Origin of the sequence: Streptomyces sp. NPDC017991, from assembly GCF_044328075.1 — a bacterium.
GTDB lineage: Bacteria > Actinomycetota > Actinomycetes > Streptomycetales > Streptomycetaceae > Streptomyces.
Map to the genome: position 1 here is coordinate 227,073 of NZ_JBIRGP010000013.1, position 18,229 is coordinate 245,301.

The 18,229-nt window shown below is 67.2% G+C and carries 10 protein-coding genes; 8 read left to right on the plus strand and 2 right to left on the minus strand.

Translation table 11 applies throughout. From position 1 onward, the window contains the following. Nucleotides 1–216 precede the first annotated feature (216 nt). The 8 genes from rpoB (at nucleotide 217) to ACH4DZ_RS33345 (ending at nucleotide 16,570) form a co-directional block, all read left to right on the plus strand. Nucleotides 217–3,702, plus strand: coding sequence for a DNA-directed RNA polymerase subunit beta (gene rpoB / locus ACH4DZ_RS33310; RefSeq protein WP_398291461.1), 3,486 nt, complete (start codon nucleotides 217–219; stop codon nucleotides 3,700–3,702). 101 nt (nucleotides 3,703–3,803) lie between these two features. After that, entirely contained in the window at nucleotides 3,804–7,703 is a 3,900-nt protein-coding gene (locus ACH4DZ_RS33315; RefSeq protein ID WP_189776114.1) for a DNA-directed RNA polymerase subunit beta', read from the plus strand. 236 nt (nucleotides 7,704–7,939) lie between these two features. Continuing rightward, a complete protein-coding gene (locus ACH4DZ_RS33320) occupies nucleotides 7,940–8,497 on the plus strand; it encodes a DUF1707 and DUF4190 domain-containing protein (protein ID WP_398291463.1) in 558 nt (185 codons plus the stop codon). 291 nt (nucleotides 8,498–8,788) lie between these two features. Beyond that, complete coding sequence (gene rpsL, locus ACH4DZ_RS33325; protein ID WP_050372972.1) at nucleotides 8,789–9,160, plus strand: 30S ribosomal protein S12; 372 nt, start codon at nucleotides 8,789–8,791, stop codon at nucleotides 9,158–9,160. Between the two features lie 2 nt (nucleotides 9,161–9,162). After that, nucleotides 9,163–9,633 (plus strand): 30S ribosomal protein S7, encoded by a 471-nt coding sequence (gene rpsG / locus ACH4DZ_RS33330; RefSeq protein WP_055517367.1) that lies wholly within the window; start codon nucleotides 9,163–9,165, stop codon nucleotides 9,631–9,633. Nucleotides 9,634–9,672: 39 nt separating this feature from the next. Further along, the gene (gene fusA, locus ACH4DZ_RS33335) at nucleotides 9,673–11,802 is read left to right on the plus strand and encodes an elongation factor G (protein WP_398291466.1); all 2,130 of its coding nucleotides are present in this window, start codon (nucleotides 9,673–9,675) and stop codon (nucleotides 11,800–11,802) included. Nucleotides 11,803–11,972: 170 nt separating this feature from the next. Then, complete coding sequence (tuf, locus tag ACH4DZ_RS33340; protein ID WP_107020991.1) at nucleotides 11,973–13,166, plus strand: elongation factor Tu; 1,194 nt, start codon at nucleotides 11,973–11,975, stop codon at nucleotides 13,164–13,166. A gap of 296 nt (nucleotides 13,167–13,462) precedes the next feature. Beyond that, nucleotides 13,463–16,570: a glycosyl hydrolase 115 family protein gene (locus ACH4DZ_RS33345; RefSeq protein ID WP_398291468.1), complete on the plus strand. Its 3,108-nt coding sequence runs from the start codon at nucleotides 13,463–13,465 to the stop codon at nucleotides 16,568–16,570. Between the two features lie 78 nt (nucleotides 16,571–16,648). On the opposite strand, the gene ACH4DZ_RS33350 is transcribed toward ACH4DZ_RS33345, so the two are convergent. Together ACH4DZ_RS33350 and ACH4DZ_RS33355 are read right to left on the minus strand one after the other, a co-directional pair. Beyond that, nucleotides 16,649–17,248, minus strand: coding sequence for a Uma2 family endonuclease (locus tag ACH4DZ_RS33350; protein WP_398291470.1), 600 nt, complete (start codon nucleotides 17,246–17,248; stop codon nucleotides 16,649–16,651). Nucleotides 17,249–17,300: 52 nt separating this feature from the next. Next, nucleotides 17,301–18,095, minus strand: coding sequence for a helix-turn-helix domain-containing protein (locus ACH4DZ_RS33355; RefSeq protein WP_398291472.1), 795 nt, complete (start codon nucleotides 18,093–18,095; stop codon nucleotides 17,301–17,303). Between the last annotated feature and the right edge of the window lie 134 nt (nucleotides 18,096–18,229).

Sequence of the window (18,229 nt, forward strand, 5' to 3'; positions counted from 1 at the left end):
CACTGGACATCAGTGGGCCTAGTGGCTACACTGACCCTTTGCGCTGCCTGTTAGCTGCCTCCTGCCCGTCACCAGGGGCATACCCTCGCTTGAGCATCGTGGATGGAACTGACTCTGACCTGGTCGTATTCGACCGGTTCGGAAGATGACCTTCCTGGTGCCCCGCTTGGGACCGGTACGCGCGTAGTGAGTCCGAGCCCTCGGAAGGACCCCCTCTTGGCCGCCTCGCGCACTGCCTCGACCGCGAATACGAACAACGGCGCCAGCACCGCCCCGCTGCGCATCTCCTTTGCAAAGATCAAGGAGCCCCTTGAGGTTCCGAACCTTCTTGCGCTGCAGACCGAAAGTTTTGACTGGCTGCTCGGCAACGACGCGTGGAAGGCTCGTGTCGAGGCGGCTCTGGACAGTGGACAGGACGTCCCCAGGAAGTCCGGTCTGGAGGAGATCTTCGAGGAGATCTCCCCGATCGAGGACTTCTCAGGGTCGATGTCCCTGACGTTCCGCGACCACCGCTTCGAGCCTCCCAAGAACTCGATCGACGAGTGCAAGGAGCGCGACTTCACGTTCGCCGCGCCGCTCTTCGTCACCGCCGAGTTCACCAACAACGAGACCGGCGAGATCAAGTCCCAGACCGTCTTCATGGGTGATTTCCCGCTCATGACGAACAAGGGCACCTTCGTCATCAACGGCACCGAGCGTGTCGTGGTGTCGCAGCTGGTCCGTTCGCCGGGTGTCTACTTCGACTCCTCCATCGACAAGACGTCCGACAAGGACATCTTCTCCGCGAAGGTCATCCCGTCCCGGGGTGCCTGGCTGGAGATGGAGATCGACAAGCGCGACATGGTCGGTGTCCGCATCGACCGCAAGCGCAAGCAGTCCGTCACCGTCCTGCTCAAGGCTCTCGGTTGGACGACCGAGCAGATCCTTGAGGAGTTCGGCGAGTACGAATCCATGCGCGCCACCCTGGAGAAGGACCACACCCAGGGCCAGGACGACGCGCTGCTCGACATCTACCGCAAGCTGCGTCCGGGCGAGCCGCCGACCCGTGAGGCCGCGCAGACGCTGCTTGAGAACCTCTACTTCAACCCCAAGCGCTACGACCTCGCGAAGGTCGGCCGCTACAAGGTCAACAAGAAGCTGGGCGGCGAAGCCCCGCTCGACGCCGGGATCCTGACCGTCGAGGACATCATCTCGTCGATCAAGTACCTGGTGAAGCTGCACGCCGGTGAGACCGAGACCGTCGGGAACAACGGCACCTCGATCGTCGTCGAGACCGACGACATCGACCACTTCGGCAACCGCCGTCTGCGCAACGTGGGCGAGCTCATCCAGAACCAGGTCCGTACGGGTCTGGCGCGTATGGAGCGAGTCGTCCGCGAGCGCATGACGACCCAGGACGTCGAGGCGATCACGCCGCAGACCCTGATCAACATCCGGCCGGTCGTCGCCTCCATCAAGGAGTTCTTCGGCACCAGCCAGCTGTCGCAGTTCATGGACCAGAACAACCCGCTGTCGGGTCTCACCCACAAGCGCCGTCTGTCGGCTCTTGGCCCGGGTGGTCTCTCCCGTGAGCGGGCCGGCTTCGAGGTCCGTGACGTGCACCCCTCGCACTACGGCCGCATGTGTCCGATCGAGACCCCCGAAGGCCCGAACATCGGCTTGATCGGCTCGCTCGCCTCCTACGGCCGGGTCAACGCGTTCGGCTTCGTCGAGACGCCGTACCGACGGGTCACCGCCGGTGTCGTCACCGACGAGGTCGACTACCTGACCGCCGACGAGGAGGACCGCTTCGTCATCGCGCAGGCCAACGCCGTGCTCAACGACGACATGCGCTTCTCCGAGGCCCGCGTCCTGGTCCGCCGCCGTGGCGGAGAGGTCGACTACGTCCCCGGTGACGACGTCGACTACATGGACGTCTCGCCGCGCCAGATGGTGTCCGTCGCGACCGCGATGATCCCCTTCCTGGAGCACGACGACGCCAACCGTGCCCTCATGGGCGCGAACATGATGCGCCAGGCCGTGCCGCTGATCACCGCCGAGGCCCCCCTCGTCGGTACGGGCATGGAGTACCGCTGCGCCGTCGACGCCGGTGACGTCATCAAGGCCGAGAAGACGGGTGTGGTCCAGGAGGTCTCCGCGGACTACGTCACGGTGGCCAACGACGACGGCACCTACACCACCTACCGGGTGGCCAAGTTCTCCCGCTCCAACCAGGGGACCTCGGTCAACCAGAAGGTCGTCGTGGACGAGGGCGACCGGGTCGTCGAGGACCAGGTCCTCGCCGACGGTCCGGCCACCCAGGAAGGCGAGATGGCGCTGGGCAAGAACCTGCTCGTCGCCTTCATGCCCTGGGAGGGTCACAACTACGAGGACGCGATCATCCTGTCGCAGCGCCTCGTGCAGGACGACGTCCTCTCCTCGATCCACATCGAGGAGCACGAGGTCGACGCCCGTGACACCAAGCTCGGCCCCGAGGAGATCACCCGGGACATCCCGAACGTCTCCGAGGAGGTCCTCGCCGACCTCGACGAGCGCGGCATCATCCGTATCGGTGCCGAGGTCGTCGCCGGTGACATCCTGGTCGGCAAGGTCACGCCCAAGGGCGAGACCGAGCTGACCCCGGAGGAGCGCCTGCTCCGCGCGATCTTCGGTGAGAAGGCGCGCGAGGTGCGCGACACCTCGCTGAAGGTGCCGCACGGCGAGATCGGCAAGGTCATCGGCGTCCGCGTCTTCGACCGTGAAGAGGGCGACGAGCTGCCGCCGGGCGTGAACCAGCTGGTTCGTGTCTACGTGGCGCAGAAGCGCAAGATCACGGACGGCGACAAGCTCGCCGGCCGGCACGGCAACAAGGGTGTCATCTCCAAGATCCTTCCGATCGAGGACATGCCCTTCCTTGAGGACGGCACGCCGGTCGACATCATCCTCAACCCGCTGGGTGTCCCGTCCCGAATGAACCCGGGACAGGTTCTGGAGATCCACCTCGGCTGGCTCGCCAGCCGCGGCTGGGACGTCTCCGGGCTCGGTGAGGAGTGGGCGCAGCGCCTGCAGGGCATCGGGGCCGACCAGGTCGCCCCGGGGACCAACGTCGCCACCCCCGTCTTCGACGGTGCGCGTGAGGACGAGCTCGCGGGTCTGCTCCAGCACACGATTCCCAACCGCGACGGCGACCGCATGGTCCTCCCGTCCGGCAAGGCCAGGATGTTCGACGGCCGCTCCGGCGAGCCGTTCCCGGAGCCGGTCTCGGTCGGCTACATGTACATCCTCAAGCTCCACCACCTGGTCGACGACAAGCTGCACGCCCGCTCGACCGGTCCGTACTCGATGATCACCCAGCAGCCGCTGGGTGGTAAGGCCCAGTTCGGTGGCCAGCGATTCGGTGAGATGGAGGTGTGGGCGCTTGAGGCTTATGGCGCCGCTTACGCCCTCCAGGAACTGCTGACCATCAAGTCCGACGACGTGACCGGCCGCGTGAAGGTCTACGAGGCCATCGTCAAGGGCGAGAACATTCCTGAGCCCGGCATTCCCGAGTCCTTCAAGGTGCTCATCAAGGAAATGCAGTCGCTCTGCCTCAACGTGGAGGTGCTGTCCTCGGACGGCATGTCCATCGAGATGCGCGACACGGACGAGGACGTCTTCCGCGCCGCGGAGGAGCTCGGTATCGACCTGTCCCGGCGCGAGCCGAGCAGCGTCGAAGAGGTCTGACGGGTCTGGCCGGGGCTCGCTGAACACGAGCCCCGGCTAACCAACCCCGGACCCCAGTCAGACCAGTGAAGAATCGACCCCGAAAGAGGGATTGACGACAAGTGCTCGACGTCAACTTCTTCGACGAGCTGCGGATCGGCCTTGCTACCGCTGACGACATTCGTCAGTGGTCCCACGGTGAGGTCAAGAAGCCGGAGACCATCAACTACCGCACCCTCAAGCCCGAAAAGGACGGACTCTTCTGCGAGAAGATCTTCGGTCCGACCCGGGACTGGGAGTGCTACTGCGGTAAGTACAAGCGCGTCCGCTTCAAGGGCATCATCTGCGAGCGCTGCGGCGTCGAGGTCACTCGCGCCAAGGTGCGTCGTGAGCGGATGGGCCACATCGAGCTGGCCGCTCCCGTCACCCACATCTGGTACTTCAAGGGCGTTCCGTCGCGGCTGGGCTACCTGCTCGACCTCGCCCCGAAGGACCTCGAAAAGGTCATCTACTTCGCCGCGTACATGATCACGTACGTCGACGACGAGCGTCGTACGCGTGACCTGCCCTCGCTGGAGGCGCACGTCTCCGTCGAGCGTCAGCAGGTCGAGAACCGTCGCGACTCCGACCTTGAGGCCCGCGCCAAGAAGCTTGAGACCGACCTGGCCGAGCTTGAGGCCGAGGGTGCCAAGGCCGACGTGCGCCGCAAGGTGCGCGAAGGCGCCGAGCGCGAGATGAAGCAGCTGCGCGACCGTGCGCAGCGCGAGATCGACCGTCTCGACGAGGTGTGGACCCGCTTCAAGAACCTCAAGGTCCAGGACCTCGAAGGCGACGAGCTGCTCTACCGCGAGCTGCGGGACCGCTTCGGTACGTACTTCGACGGTTCGATGGGTGCCGCGGCGCTGCAGAAGCGCCTGGAGTCCTTCGACCTGGACGAGGAAGCCGAGCGGCTCCGCGAGATCATCCGTACCGGCAAGGGCCAGAAGAAGACCCGTGCGCTGAAGCGGCTGAAGGTTGTGTCCGCGTTCCTGCAGACCTCCAACAGCCCCAAGGGCATGGTCCTCGACTGCGTCCCGGTCATCCCGCCGGACCTTCGCCCGATGGTGCAGCTGGACGGTGGCCGCTTCGCGACCTCCGACCTGAACGACCTGTACCGCCGTGTGATCAACCGCAACAACCGTCTGAAGCGGCTTCTCGACCTCGGTGCGCCCGAGATCATCGTGAACAACGAGAAGCGCATGCTCCAGGAGGCCGTGGACGCCCTCTTCGACAACGGTCGTCGTGGTCGCCCGGTCACCGGTCCCGGCAACCGCCCGCTGAAGTCCCTGAGCGACATGCTCAAGGGCAAGCAGGGTCGTTTCCGTCAGAACCTGCTCGGCAAGCGCGTGGACTACTCCGCGCGTTCCGTGATCGTCGTCGGTCCGCAGCTCAAGCTGCACCAGTGCGGTCTGCCGAAGGCGATGGCGCTGGAGCTCTTCAAGCCGTTCGTGATGAAGCGCCTGGTGGACCTGAACCACGCGCAGAACATCAAGAGCGCCAAGCGCATGGTGGAGCGCGGCCGCACGGTCGTGTACGACGTCCTCGAAGAGGTCATCGCCGAGCACCCGGTTCTGCTGAACCGTGCTCCCACCCTGCACCGCCTCGGCATCCAGGCCTTCGAGCCCCAGCTGGTCGAGGGCAAGGCCATCCAGATCCACCCGCTCGTCTGCACCGCGTTCAACGCGGACTTCGACGGTGACCAGATGGCCGTGCACCTGCCGCTCTCCGCGGAGGCGCAGGCCGAGGCCCGCATCCTGATGCTGTCCTCGAACAACATCCTCAAGCCCGCCGACGGCCGTCCGGTGACGATGCCGACCCAGGACATGGTCCTCGGTCTGTTCTTCCTCACCACCGACGGCGAGCTGCGGGACGTCAAGGGCGAGGGCCGGTCGTTCGGCTCCACGGCCGAGGCGATCATGGCGTTCGACGCCGGCGAGCTCTCGCTGCAGTCGCGCGTGGACATCCGCTTCCCGGTGGGCACCATCCCGCCGCGCGGCTGGACCCCGCCGGCCCGCGAGGAGGGCGAGCCGGAGTGGCAGCAGGGTGACACCTTCCGCCTGAACACCACCCTGGGCCGCGCGCTCTTCAACGAGCTGCTGCCCGAGGACTACCCGTTCGTCGACTACGAGGTCGGCAAGAAGCAGCTCTCCGAGATCGTCAACGACCTCGCCGAGCGGTACCCCAAGGTCATCGTGGCGGCGACGCTCGACAACCTGAAGGCTTCCGGCTTCTTCTGGGCGACCCGTTCCGGCGTCACCGTGGCCATCTCCGACATCGTCGTTCCCGACGCGAAGCGCGCGATCGTCAAGGGTTACGAGGACCAGGACGAGAAGGTCCAGAAGCAGTACGAGCGCGGTCTGATCACCAAGGACGAGCGCACGCAGGAGCTCATCGCGATCTGGACCAAGGCGACCAACGAGGTTGCCGAGGCGATGAACGCGAACTTCCCGAAGACCAACCCGGTCTCGATGATGGTGAACTCCGGTGCTCGCGGAAACATGATGCAGATGCGTCAGATCGCGGGTATGCGTGGTCTGGTGTCGAACGCCAAGAACGAGACGATCCCTCGTCCCATCAAGGCGTCCTTCCGTGAGGGCCTGTCCGTCCTGGAGTACTTCATCTCCACGCACGGTGCCCGTAAGGGTCTGGCGGACACCGCCCTGCGTACCGCCGACTCGGGTTACCTCACCCGTCGTCTGGTGGACGTCTCGCAGGACGTCATCATCCGCGAGGAGGACTGCGGCACCGACCGCGGTCTGCGTCTGGAGATCGCCGAGGTCGGCGCCGACGGAGTCCTGCGCAAGGCGGAGAACGTCGAGACCAGCGTGTACGCACGTGCGCTGGCCGAGGACATCACCGTCGACGGGCGGGTGCTGGCCCCGGCCAACACCGACCTCGGCGACGTCCTCATCGACGAGCTGGTCAAGCACGGCATCAAGGAGGTCAAGACCCGCTCGGTCCTGACCTGCGAGTCCGCCGTCGGTACCTGCGCCATGTGCTACGGCCGTTCGCTGGCCACCGGCAAGCTGGTCGACATCGGTGAGGCGGTCGGCATCATCGCCGCCCAGTCCATCGGTGAGCCCGGCACGCAGCTGACGATGCGTACCTTCCACACCGGTGGTGTGGCCGGTGACGACATCACCCAGGGTCTGCCCCGTGTCGTCGAGCTCTTCGAGGCTCGTACGCCCAAGGGTGTCGCCCCGATCTCCGAGGCCTCCGGCCGCGTGCGGATCGAGGAGACCGAGAAGACCAAGAAGCTCGTCGTCACCCCGGACGACGGCAGCGACGAGACGGCGTTCCCGATCTCGAAGCGTGCCCGACTCCTGGTCAGCGAGGGCGAGCATGTCGAGGTGGGCCAGAAGCTCACCGTGGGTGCCACCAACCCGCACGACGTGCTGCGCATCCTGGGTCAGCGTGCCGTCCAGGTCCACCTGGTCGGAGAGGTCCAGCGGGTCTACAACTCGCAGGGCGTGTCGATCCACGACAAGCACATCGAGATCATCATCCGGCAGATGCTGCGCCGCGTGACGATCATCGAGTCGGGCGACGCGGAGCTGCTGCCCGGCGAGCTCGTCGAGCGGTCGAAGTTCGAGACCGAGAACCGTCGTGTGGTGCAGGAAGGCGGCCACCCGGCCTCCGGCCGTCCGCAGCTGATGGGTATCACCAAGGCCTCGCTCGCCACCGAGTCGTGGCTGTCGGCGGCGTCCTTCCAGGAGACGACCAGGGTTCTGACGGACGCGGCGATCAACGCCAAGTCCGACTCCCTGATCGGCCTCAAGGAGAACGTCATCATCGGTAAGCTCATCCCGGCCGGTACGGGTCTGTCCCGCTACCGCAACATCCGGGTCGAGCCGACCGAGGAGGCCAAGGCCGCGATGTACTCGGCCGTCGGCTACGACGACATCGACTACTCGCCGTTCGGCACGGGCTCCGGCCAGGCCGTTCCGCTGGAGGACTACGACTACGGTCCGTACAACCAGTAGGCGGGTCGCCTGAACAAGGCGCCTGAGTGCAGAGGGGCGGTCACCTTCCGGGGTGACCGCCCTTCGGCGTTCCCGAGCCGTCCCTCGGCGTTCCCGGCGGCGTTCCGGGGCCGGCCGGCCGGTCTTCGCGGCGTCGGGAATTCCTGACATGAGTGCAGCGGGAACCTGTGCCCGTATTGCCGCGTTGGAGCATGATGGAGATCCGTGGAGACCCAGTCGTCGGGGGAGGTGCTCCCGTGTCGTATCCGTCGCCGTGGCAGCCGGGGCAGTCGGGGCAGGGGTGGAATCAGCCGCGTGCCTGGCAGGAGCAGCAGGCCGCCGGGCACTCGATGCTCGCGTCTACCGCCGATCGGGAGCGGGCCGTGGATGTGCTCAGAGCCGGGTTCGGCGAGGGGCGGATGCAGCAGCCCGAGTTCGAGAAGCGGGTGGCGCGGGCCTACGCGGCCCGTACGGTGGGCGAGCTGGCCCTGCTGGTGTCCGACCTCCCGCAGGGGCCCGTACCGCTTCCGGCGGCCTCTGGGCCCGTGCCACGGACGTTCCTGCCCGTCTCCGTGCCGCCCAAGACGAACGAGAAGGCCGTCGGGGCGGCGATCTGCGGTGTGCTCTGTCTGGTGACCGTCGGCCTCACCGGCATTCCGGCGGTGATCCTGGGCCACAGCGCCCGCTCCGAGATGCGGCACACGGGCGAGGGCGGCGAAGGTCTCGCGCTCACGGGACTGGTCTTCGGCTGGCTGTCCACCGCGGGCTGGGCGCTGCTGGTGACCTTGCTGTTCGTCGCCGTGGTGACGTCCTGACGAAGATCGTCGAAGGGGCTGCGGTTTGGCATGGTCCGCTCAGGGATGCCAGTGCGGTCCATTTGTTTTGACCGCAGCCTATGAGGTAGGTACGCTCAGACCTTGTGCCTGGGGTGTGCCCTGGCTCCCGTGCGTGCCTTCAACCGCACTAGGGGAGTCAACACCGGCCACCGCAATCTGCGCCCCTCCCGCTTCGCGGCGGGAATCCGCAGTGTTCGACACACCCGACCGCGTGGGTCGGCGGTGTTCCAGGTTAGCTTCACCATTCGGCACACAGAAACCGGAGAAGTAGTGCCTACGATCCAGCAGCTGGTCCGGAATGGCCGGCAGGACAAGGTCAAGAAGAACATGACGCCCGCGCTAGAGGGTTCGCCCCAGCGGCGCGGCGTCTGCACGCGTGTGTTCACGACCACCCCGAAGAAGCCGAACTCGGCCCTGCGTAAGGTCGCGCGTGTGCGTCTGACCAGCGGGATCGAGGTCACTGCTTACATTCCGGGTGAGGGACACAACCTGCAGGAGCACTCGATCGTGCTCGTGCGCGGCGGCCGTGTGAAGGACCTGCCCGGTGTTCGCTACAAGATCATCCGCGGTTCTCTCGACACCCAGGGTGTCAAGAACCGCAAGCAGGCCCGCAGCCGCTACGGCGCCAAGAAGGAGAAGTAGAAATGCCTCGTAAGGGCCCCGCCCCGAAGCGCCCGGTCATCATCGACCCGGTCTATGGTTCTCCTCTTGTCACGTCGCTCATCAACAAGGTGCTGATGAACGGAAAGCGCTCCACCGCCGAGCGCATCGTCTACGGCGCCATGGAGGGCCTGCGCGAGAAGACCGGCAACGACCCGGTCATCACGCTCAAGCGCGCTCTGGAGAACATCAAGCCGACCCTTGAGGTCAAGTCCCGCCGAGTCGGCGGTGCGACGTACCAGGTCCCGATCGAGGTCAAGCCCGGTCGCGCCAGCACGCTCGCGCTGCGCTGGCTCGTCGGTTACTCCCGCGCCCGCCGCGAGAAGACCATGACCGAGCGTCTGCTCAACGAGCTTCTCGACGCCTCCAACGGCCTTGGTGCCGCTGTGAAGAAGCGCGAGGACACCCACAAGATGGCCGAGTCCAACAAGGCCTTCGCGCACTACCGCTGGTAGTCGTCACCCACATCGAGACCGAGAGAAGACCGAAGCCTTATGGCTACCACTTCACTTGACCTGGCCAAGGTCCGCAACATCGGGATCATGGCGCATATCGACGCGGGTAAGACGACCACCACCGAGCGGATCCTCTTCTACACCGGCGTCAGCTACAAGATCGGTGAGGTCCACGACGGCGCCGCGACCATGGACTGGATGGAGCAGGAGCAGGAGCGTGGCATCACGATCACCTCTGCTGCGACCACCTGTCACTGGCCGCTCGACGACAACGACTACACCATCAACATCATCGACACCCCGGGGCACGTGGACTTCACGGTCGAGGTGGAGCGTTCGCTCCGCGTCCTCGACGGTGCCGTCACGGTGTTCGACGGTGTCGCGGGTGTCGAGCCGCAGTCCGAGACGGTGTGGCGTCAGGCCGACCGTTACGGCGTGCCGCGCATCTGCTTCGTGAACAAGCTCGACCGGACCGGCGCGGAGTTCCACCGCTGCGTCGACATGATCTCGGACCGCCTCGGTGCGCAGCCGCTGGTCATGCAGCTTCCGATCGGTGCCGAGGCCGACTTCAAGGGCGTCGTCGACCTCGTCACCATGAAGGCGTTCGTGTGGCCCGTCGAGGCCGCCAAGGGCGAGATGTACGACGTCGTCGACATCCCGGCCACGCACGCCGAGGCCGCCGAGGAGTACCGCGGCAAGCTGATCGAGGCCGTCGCGGAGAACGACGAAGAGATCATGGAGCTGTACCTGGAGGGCGAAGAGCCCTCCGAGGAGCAGCTGTACGCCGCGATCCGTCGCATCACCATCGCGTCCGGCAAGTCCAACGACACCACGGTCACCCCGGTGTTCTGTGGCACCGCGTTCAAGAACAAGGGCGTCCAGCCCCTGCTCGACGCGGTCGTGCGCTACCTGCCGACCCCGCTTGACGTCGAGGCCATCGAGGGCCACGACGTGAAGGACCCCGAGGTCGTCATCAAGCGCAAGCCGTCCGTGGACGAGCCGCTGTCCGCCCTCGCGTTCAAGATCATGAGCGACCCGCACCTGGGCAAGCTCACCTTCGTCCGGGTCTACTCGGGCCGCCTGGTGTCCGGCACTGCTGTGCTGAACTCCGTCAAGGGCAAGAAGGAGCGCATCGGCAAGATCTACCGCATGCACGCGAACAAGCGTGAGGAGATCGAGGCGGTGGGCGCCGGCGACATCGTCGCCGTGATGGGCCTGAAGCAGACCACCACCGGTGAGACGCTCTCCGACGACAAGAACCCGGTCATCCTGGAGTCCATGGACTTCCCGGCGCCGGTCATTCAGGTCGCCATCGAGCCCAAGTCCAAGGGTGACCAGGAGAAGCTGGGTGTAGCCATCCAGCGTCTCGCGGAGGAGGACCCCTCCTTCCAGGTTCACTCGGACGAGGAGACCGGCCAGACCATCATCGGTGGTATGGGCGAGCTGCACCTTGAGGTGCTGGTCGACCGTATGCGCCGTGAGTTCAAGGTCGAGGCCAACGTCGGTAAGCCGCAGGTCGCCTACCGTGAGACGATCCGCAAGGCCGTCGAGCGCGTGGACTACACCCACAAGAAGCAGACCGGTGGTACCGGTCAGTTCGCCAAGGTGCAGATCGCGATCGAGCCCATCACCGAGGCCGACGGCCCGGCGTACGAGTTCGTGAACAAGGTGACCGGTGGCCGTATCCCGCGGGAGTACATCCCGTCGGTGGACGCCGGTGCGCAGGAGGCCATGCAGTTCGGCATCCTCGCCGGGTACGAGATGACGGGTGTCCGCATCACGCTTCTCGACGGTGCCTACCACGAGGTCGACTCCTCCGAGCTGGCGTTCAAGATCGCCGGTTCACAGGCCTTCAAGGAGGCTGCCCGCAAGGCCAGCCCCGTGCTCCTTGAGCCGATGATGGCCGTCGAGGTCACCACGCCCGAGGACTACATGGGCGAGGTCATCGGCGACATCAACTCCCGCCGTGGCCAGATCCAGGCCATGGAGGAGCGTGCCGGTGCCCGCGTCGTGAAGGGCCTCGTGCCCCTCTCGGAGATGTTCGGCTACGTCGGCGACCTCCGCAGCAAGACCTCGGGTCGCGCAAGCTACTCGATGCAGTTCGACTCCTACGCCGAGGTTCCCCGGAACGTCGCCGAGGAGATCATCGCGAAGGCCAAGGGCGAGTAACACACACCGTTTACACGCTTTAGGCTTGACACCGACCGCCCGGGTCGCGAACCGGCAGGGGACGAGGGATCGTCCCGGACCGGCGAGGACCTCGGCGGGCGGCATCCCAGCAAAGATCACCCTGGCGCCGATGAGTAAGGCGTACCAGAACCACTCCGCAGGAGGATTCAGTGGCGAAGGCAAAGTTCGAGCGGACTAAGCCGCACGTCAACATCGGCACCATCGGTCACATCGACCACGGTAAGACGACCCTCACGGCCGCCATTACCAAGGTGCTGCACGACGCGTACCCGGACCTGAACGAGGCCTCGGCCTTCGACCAGATCGACAAGGCTCCCGAAGAGCGCCAGCGCGGTATCACGATCTCGATCGCGCACGTCGAGTACCAGACCGAGACGCGGCACTACGCCCACGTCGACTGCCCCGGTCACGCGGACTACATCAAGAACATGATCACGGGTGCGGCGCAGATGGACGGCGCCATCCTCGTCGTCGCCGCCACGGACGGCCCGATGCCGCAGACCAAGGAGCACGTGCTCCTGGCCCGCCAGGTCGGCGTTCCGTACATCGTCGTCGCGCTGAACAAGGCCGACATGGTGGACGACGAGGAGATCCTGGAGCTCGTCGAGCTTGAGGTCCGTGAGCTCCTCTCCGAGTACGAGTTCCCGGGCGACGACCTTCCGGTCGTCAAGGTCTCGGCGCTCAAGGCTCTTGAGGGCGACGCCGAGTGGGGCAAGTCCGTCCTCGACCTGATGAAGGCCGTCGACGAGTCCATCCCGCAGCCCGAGCGTGACGTCGACAAGCCGTTCCTGATGCCGATCGAGGACGTCTTCACGATCACCGGTCGTGGCACCGTCGTCACCGGTCGTATCGAGCGTGGTGTCCTCAAGGTCAACGAGACCGTCGACATCGTCGGCATCAAGACCGAGAAGACCACCACCACGGTCACCGGCATCGAGATGTTCCGCAAGCTGCTCGACGAGGGCCAGGCCGGTGAGAACGTCGGTCTGCTCCTCCGTGGCATCAAGCGCGAGGACGTCGAGCGCGGCCAGGTCATCATCAAGCCGGGCTCGGTCACGCCCCACACCTCGTTCGAGGCGCAGGCGTACATCCTGTCCAAGGACGAGGGCGGCCGTCACACGCCGTTCTTCAACAACTACCGTCCCCAGTTCTACTTCCGTACGACGGACGTGACGGGCGTGGTGACCCTCCCCGAGGGCACCGAGATGGTCATGCCGGGCGACAACACCGAGATGACCGTTGAGCTCATCCAGCCCGTCGCCATGGAGGAGGGCCTCAAGTTCGCCATCCGTGAGGGTGGCCGGACCGTCGGCGCCGGCCAGGTCACCAAGATCAACAAGTAGTCTCGGCTGCTTGCTGGGCTTGAACGCCTGGTAGCTCCATAGCGGTACTGCTCCGCGAAGAGCTCCTGAAGGGCCCGTACGACTTCGGTCGTACGGGCCCTTTGCTGTGCGGTCTCGGGCTGTCGTGCGCTCTGCCGTGCGGGCTGTCGTGCGCTCTGCCGCGCGCGTCGAAATGATTCGTCACGAAAGTGTTCGGCGGTGACGACCGGTTCCCCCTCAGGGGTCACTCCCGTCACCGTTTGTCATGCCGGTGGGTGCATTCGGGATGACAGGACGAGACGTTCGAGGGGTGTGGCATGTCCGGAGGAGTCAGCCGTAGAGCCGTTCTCGGGGCGGGGGCCGCGCTGCCCGCGCTGTCGGAGCTGTCCGGACTGTCGGGGGTCGCGTGGGCGGAGGACGCGTCACGGACCTCGTCGGAGCGGGGCGCGTACATCTCCTTCTCGCCGGAGCCGGGGGCCTTTCGGCTCGTGGGCGCCCCGGTCGTGGTCAGCGCGGACGACCACCCCGGAGTCGTACGGGTGGCGGGGGATCTGCGGGACGACATCGAGCGGGTCACGGGGGTGCGGCCGGGGGGCTCGGCCGCACGCGAGGTGGTCCTGGTGGGGACGATCGGGCGCAGTCCGCTGATCGACGGGCTGGTCGCGGCCGGGAAGCTCGACGTCGACGGGATCCGGGGCAGGTGGGAGACCTCGCTGCAGACCGTGGTCGAACGGCCGATGCCCGGGGTGGAGCGGGCGTTCGTGATCGCCGGCAGCGACCAGCGCGGCACGATCTTCGGGGCGTACGACGTCTCGTACGGGATCGGGGTCTCGCCCTGGTACTGGTGGGACGACGTGCGGCCGGTGCGGCGCCGCGAGGTGTATGTGCGGCGGGGGCGTTTCGGTCAGGGCACGCCGGCCGTGAAGTACCGGGGTGTCTTCATCAACGACGAGAATCCGGCGCTGGGGACCTGGGCGCCCGGGTTCTTCGGGCCGGGTAAGGCTCCCGGCCACCCCGGCGGCTTCACCGCGGACTTCTACGCGAAGGTCTTCGAGGTACTGCTGCGGCTGAAGGCGAACTGTCTGTGGCCGGCGGTGTGGGGGCGGGCGTTCGCGGAGGACGACCCGGAGAACCACGCGCGGGCGAAGGCGTACGGGATTGTCATGGGCACGTCTCACGAGGCGCCGATGATGCGGGGCATCGAGGAGTGGAACCGGCATGCCGTGCCGGCCGTGCGCGACAGCGCGGGGAACATCGTGACACCGGGGCGGGACCCGTACGGCGGCACCGGCGAGTGGTCGTTCCGGCGGAACGCGGAGGCGGTCAAGGCGTACTGGCGCGACGGCGTCGAGCGGATGGTCGACCAGGACTTCGAGGGGGTCGTCACCCTCGGTATGCGGGGCAACGGGGACACCGGCCTGCCGGACGGCGACGGCATCGAGCTGATGCGGGAGATCATCGCGACACAGCGGTCGATCATCGAGGACGTCACCGGCCGGGCCGCCGCCGAGACCCCGCAGGTGTGGACGCTCTACAAGGAGGTCCAGCGCTACTGGGACCGCGGGCTGCGGGCGCCGGACGACGTGACCGTCGTACTGACGGACGACAACTGGGGCAACATCCGCAAGCATCCGTCGCGGGCGGAGGGGGAGCGGGGAGGTGGATACGGCCTCTACTACCACTTCGACTATGTCGGCGTCGGCCGCAACTACAAGTGGGTGGACACCACGTCGCTGCCGAATCTGTGGGACCAGCTCCACCAGGCGATCGCGTACGGGAACCGGGAGCTGTGGGTCACGAACGTCGGTGATCTGAAGGGCAACGAGCTGCCGACGGAGTTCTTCCTCGACTGCGCGTGGGACCCGGGGCGGTGGCCGCTGGAGAGGCTGGGGGAGTGGGAGCGGCGGTTTGCGCGGCAGAACTTCGGTGGCGCGCGGTCGGGAGACACCGCGCAGGCGATCGCGGAGGTGCTGGCGGCGTACGGGCGGCTCCAGTCGCGGCGCAAGCCCGAGCTGCTGAACCGCAGGATCACGCTGGTGGACGGGCGGGTCGTGTACGACGACCAGCAGACGCCGTTCCACTTCGGCCACCGTGAACTGGAGCGGGTCACGGAGGAGTGGCGGCGGCTGGGCGAGGAGGCGGCGCGGATCGGGCGACGGCTGCCGGCCGCGGACCAGGACGCGTGGTTCGAGCTGGTCGGGTACGAGGTGGCGGCGACGGCCAACCTGTACGGGCTGCGGGCGGCGGAGTTCACGAACCTGCTGTACGCGGGGCAGGGGCGGGCCGCGACGAACGGCCTCGCCGCCGAGGCGGAGGCGGGTCTTGCCCGGGACCTCGCGCTCGCCGAACGCTTCAACTCGCGGGTGGCGGGCGGCAAATGGCGGGGCTTCCAGACCCAGCCGCACATCGGGTACGGGGATGTGGAGCGCTACGGCCCGAACGCGCCCTGGCAGCAGCCCGAGCGGGACAACGTGGCGTTGCCGGACGAGATCTTCCCGGCGGTGAAGCGGATCGAGGTGCCGGCGGGGGCGGAGCTGGGGGTGGCGGTGGATGGGGCGGAGGGGTGGTGGCCGGGGGCGGGTTCGGGGGTGGCTTCGGCTGTGCTGCCGGTGTTCAGTCCGTATCAGACGCGGCCCGACCAGTACATCGAGGTGTTCAACCGGGGGCGTACGGCCTTCGACTACCGGATCACGCCGTCCGTGCCGTGGCTCGTGGCCGACCGGCCGCGGGGGCGGGTCCGGGAGCAGGTACGGGTCGTGCTGAGGGTGGACTGGGCGAGGGCTCCGCGGGGGCGGACCGAGGCGTCGGTGACCGTGGAGGGGGCGGGGGAGGTGGTGGAGATCGGGGTGATCGCGGAGCAGCCGTCGGTACGTGTGGCGCGCGGGCTGCGGGGGTTCGTCGAGGCGGGCGGTTACGTCGCCGTCGACGCCGGGCACTTCGCGCGCTCGGTGGGGACGTGGCGGCGTATCGACGGGATCGGGCGTACGGGGGCGGGCGTGACGCCGTGGCCGGTGACGGCTCCCGGCTGGACCCCGGGAGGTTCGTCGCCGCGGTTGGAGTACGAGGTGAGTCTGCTGTCGGCGGGGGCGGCCGTTGTGTGGGTGTATCTGTCGCCGCGGAATCCGGCGTTGTCGACGGGTGCCGGGCTGCGGTACGGGGTCTCGTTCGACGGGGAAGCGCCGCAGATCGTCGACATCCACGCGGTGACCGGGGCCGACGACGGGCTGATGAACGTGGAGTGGGCCCGCAACACATCGGACAACGTCAACCGCACGTCTACGCGCCACATGATCGGGGCTGCGGGGGTGCACCGGCTGAAGTTCTGGGCGGTCGATCCGACGGTGGTGGTGCAGCGGTTGGTGATCGACACGGGTGGGTTGACGCCGACGTATCTGGGGCCGCGGGAGAGTCGGCGTGTGCTCTGAGCGCGCTCACCTGAGCTCGCCTTGTGCTGAGCCGGCCAGCCGGCCTGCCCTGGGCCCGGGGAGATTCCGGTGTCGCCGTCAGTCCTTGGCGGGGTAGCGCGGCAGGTCGGCGGTGGAGATGGTCCACTCGGCGATGGTGACGTCCTCCCCGTACAGGAAGTCCTTGCGGGTCGCGTAACGGGGGCCGTCGGGGGTGGGGTGGATGTCGGTGAGAACGGCGCCCGTGCCCGTACGGGGGTCGAAGATCGCGTAGATGGGGATGCCGAGTAGTGGGTAATCACGCGCCTTGCCGGCCCAGTCGTTCTCGGGATTCGAACGGGAGACCACTTCGATGGCGGCGATAAGGGTTCGGGAGTCGATGGAGCCCTCAACGTTGAGGTCGTCCCACGCGATCAGCATCACATCCGGGTGGCGCATGATGCCCTCCGGCTCGTCCTCCACATCTGGCGTGCCGGTGTGAGCCAGTAGCTCGTCCGGCATGACCTTCTCCAGTCGGCGGCTGACGAGTGCTGCCGTCACTTCGTGCGGCCCTCCCGGCGACATCATGTCGTGGACGATCCCTTCCTTGGTGATCTCGAATTTCCCGGGGAGCGTGTCGTCCATCGACTCAAGGAATTCGCGCATTGCCTGGTAGCGGTGGTGAGCGCCGGGCCGTGTGTCGTCTGAGGCGATGGTCATGGCGCTCGCTCCTCGTGTGGTGTGCCCGGGGGTAGGGATCGTCCCCTTCATGCTAGGCGGCCTCCTGGGGATCGGATCGGCAGTCACGGCAGCGGTGTCCTGGTTCCGGGGAGCGGAAGGCACGGTCGCAGCCGTCGCAGTTCCGCAGGGGGGAGGGCTGCTCGGGTGGTGTGGTCCTGGCTGTCGTGATGGTGGGGAGCCGGGGCGGGAGCAGTTCCGCGAGGCGGTGGGCAAGGAAGCCGGCCGGGTGGCGGAGGGTGCCCTCGGGGAGGCCCGCCGTCAGGGTGCGGCGTACGGCTTCGGGGGCGGCGCCGCGGTCCAGCCAGGCGGTGACCGCAGGGGCGAGGTGGTGGACGACTCGCTCCGGGAGGAGCAGGCGGGGGTCGTCGCGGTGCAGGCTCGCCAGGAGGGCGGTGGCTGTGCGGTGGGCGGCTGTGGCCGGAGCCGGGGCCGGGGGAGTGGCGGCCGGTGTGGCCGGGGGCGGGGGAGTTTCGACGGCCGGTTGTACGAGGGTGGGGGCCACGGCAGGAGTAGGCGCGGGCGCGGGCCTCGGCGGCGGGGTGGGGCGGGGCCTCTCGACCGTGACCGCCGTGGCTCCCGGCTGGTTGTACGACACCGTTCGTGTGACGAGATGCCCGCTCGGCAGGCGGTGGCGGGTGCGGGCCAGATAACCGTGGGCCTCCAGCTCCCGCAGGGCCGACGCGATTCTCGTCTCGCCCTCGGGGAAGCGGTCCGCGAGCGTCCTGATGTCGGCGCGGGCACCCGTGGGCAGCGACTGGATGTGGACGCCGAGCCCGATCGCGAGCGCTGACAGCCGCGGGTGCTGCGCGAGGTGGTTGCCGATCACCGTGAAGCGGGCGGTGTGGCGGACTGTGACGTGTGTGATGCCTCGTGCATGCGGCTGCGCAAGCTGATGCGGAATCCAGGGCTGGGCGCACGGGGGCGCGCTAGGGTGCTGCGTATCCATTGGGAAGCTTCCTT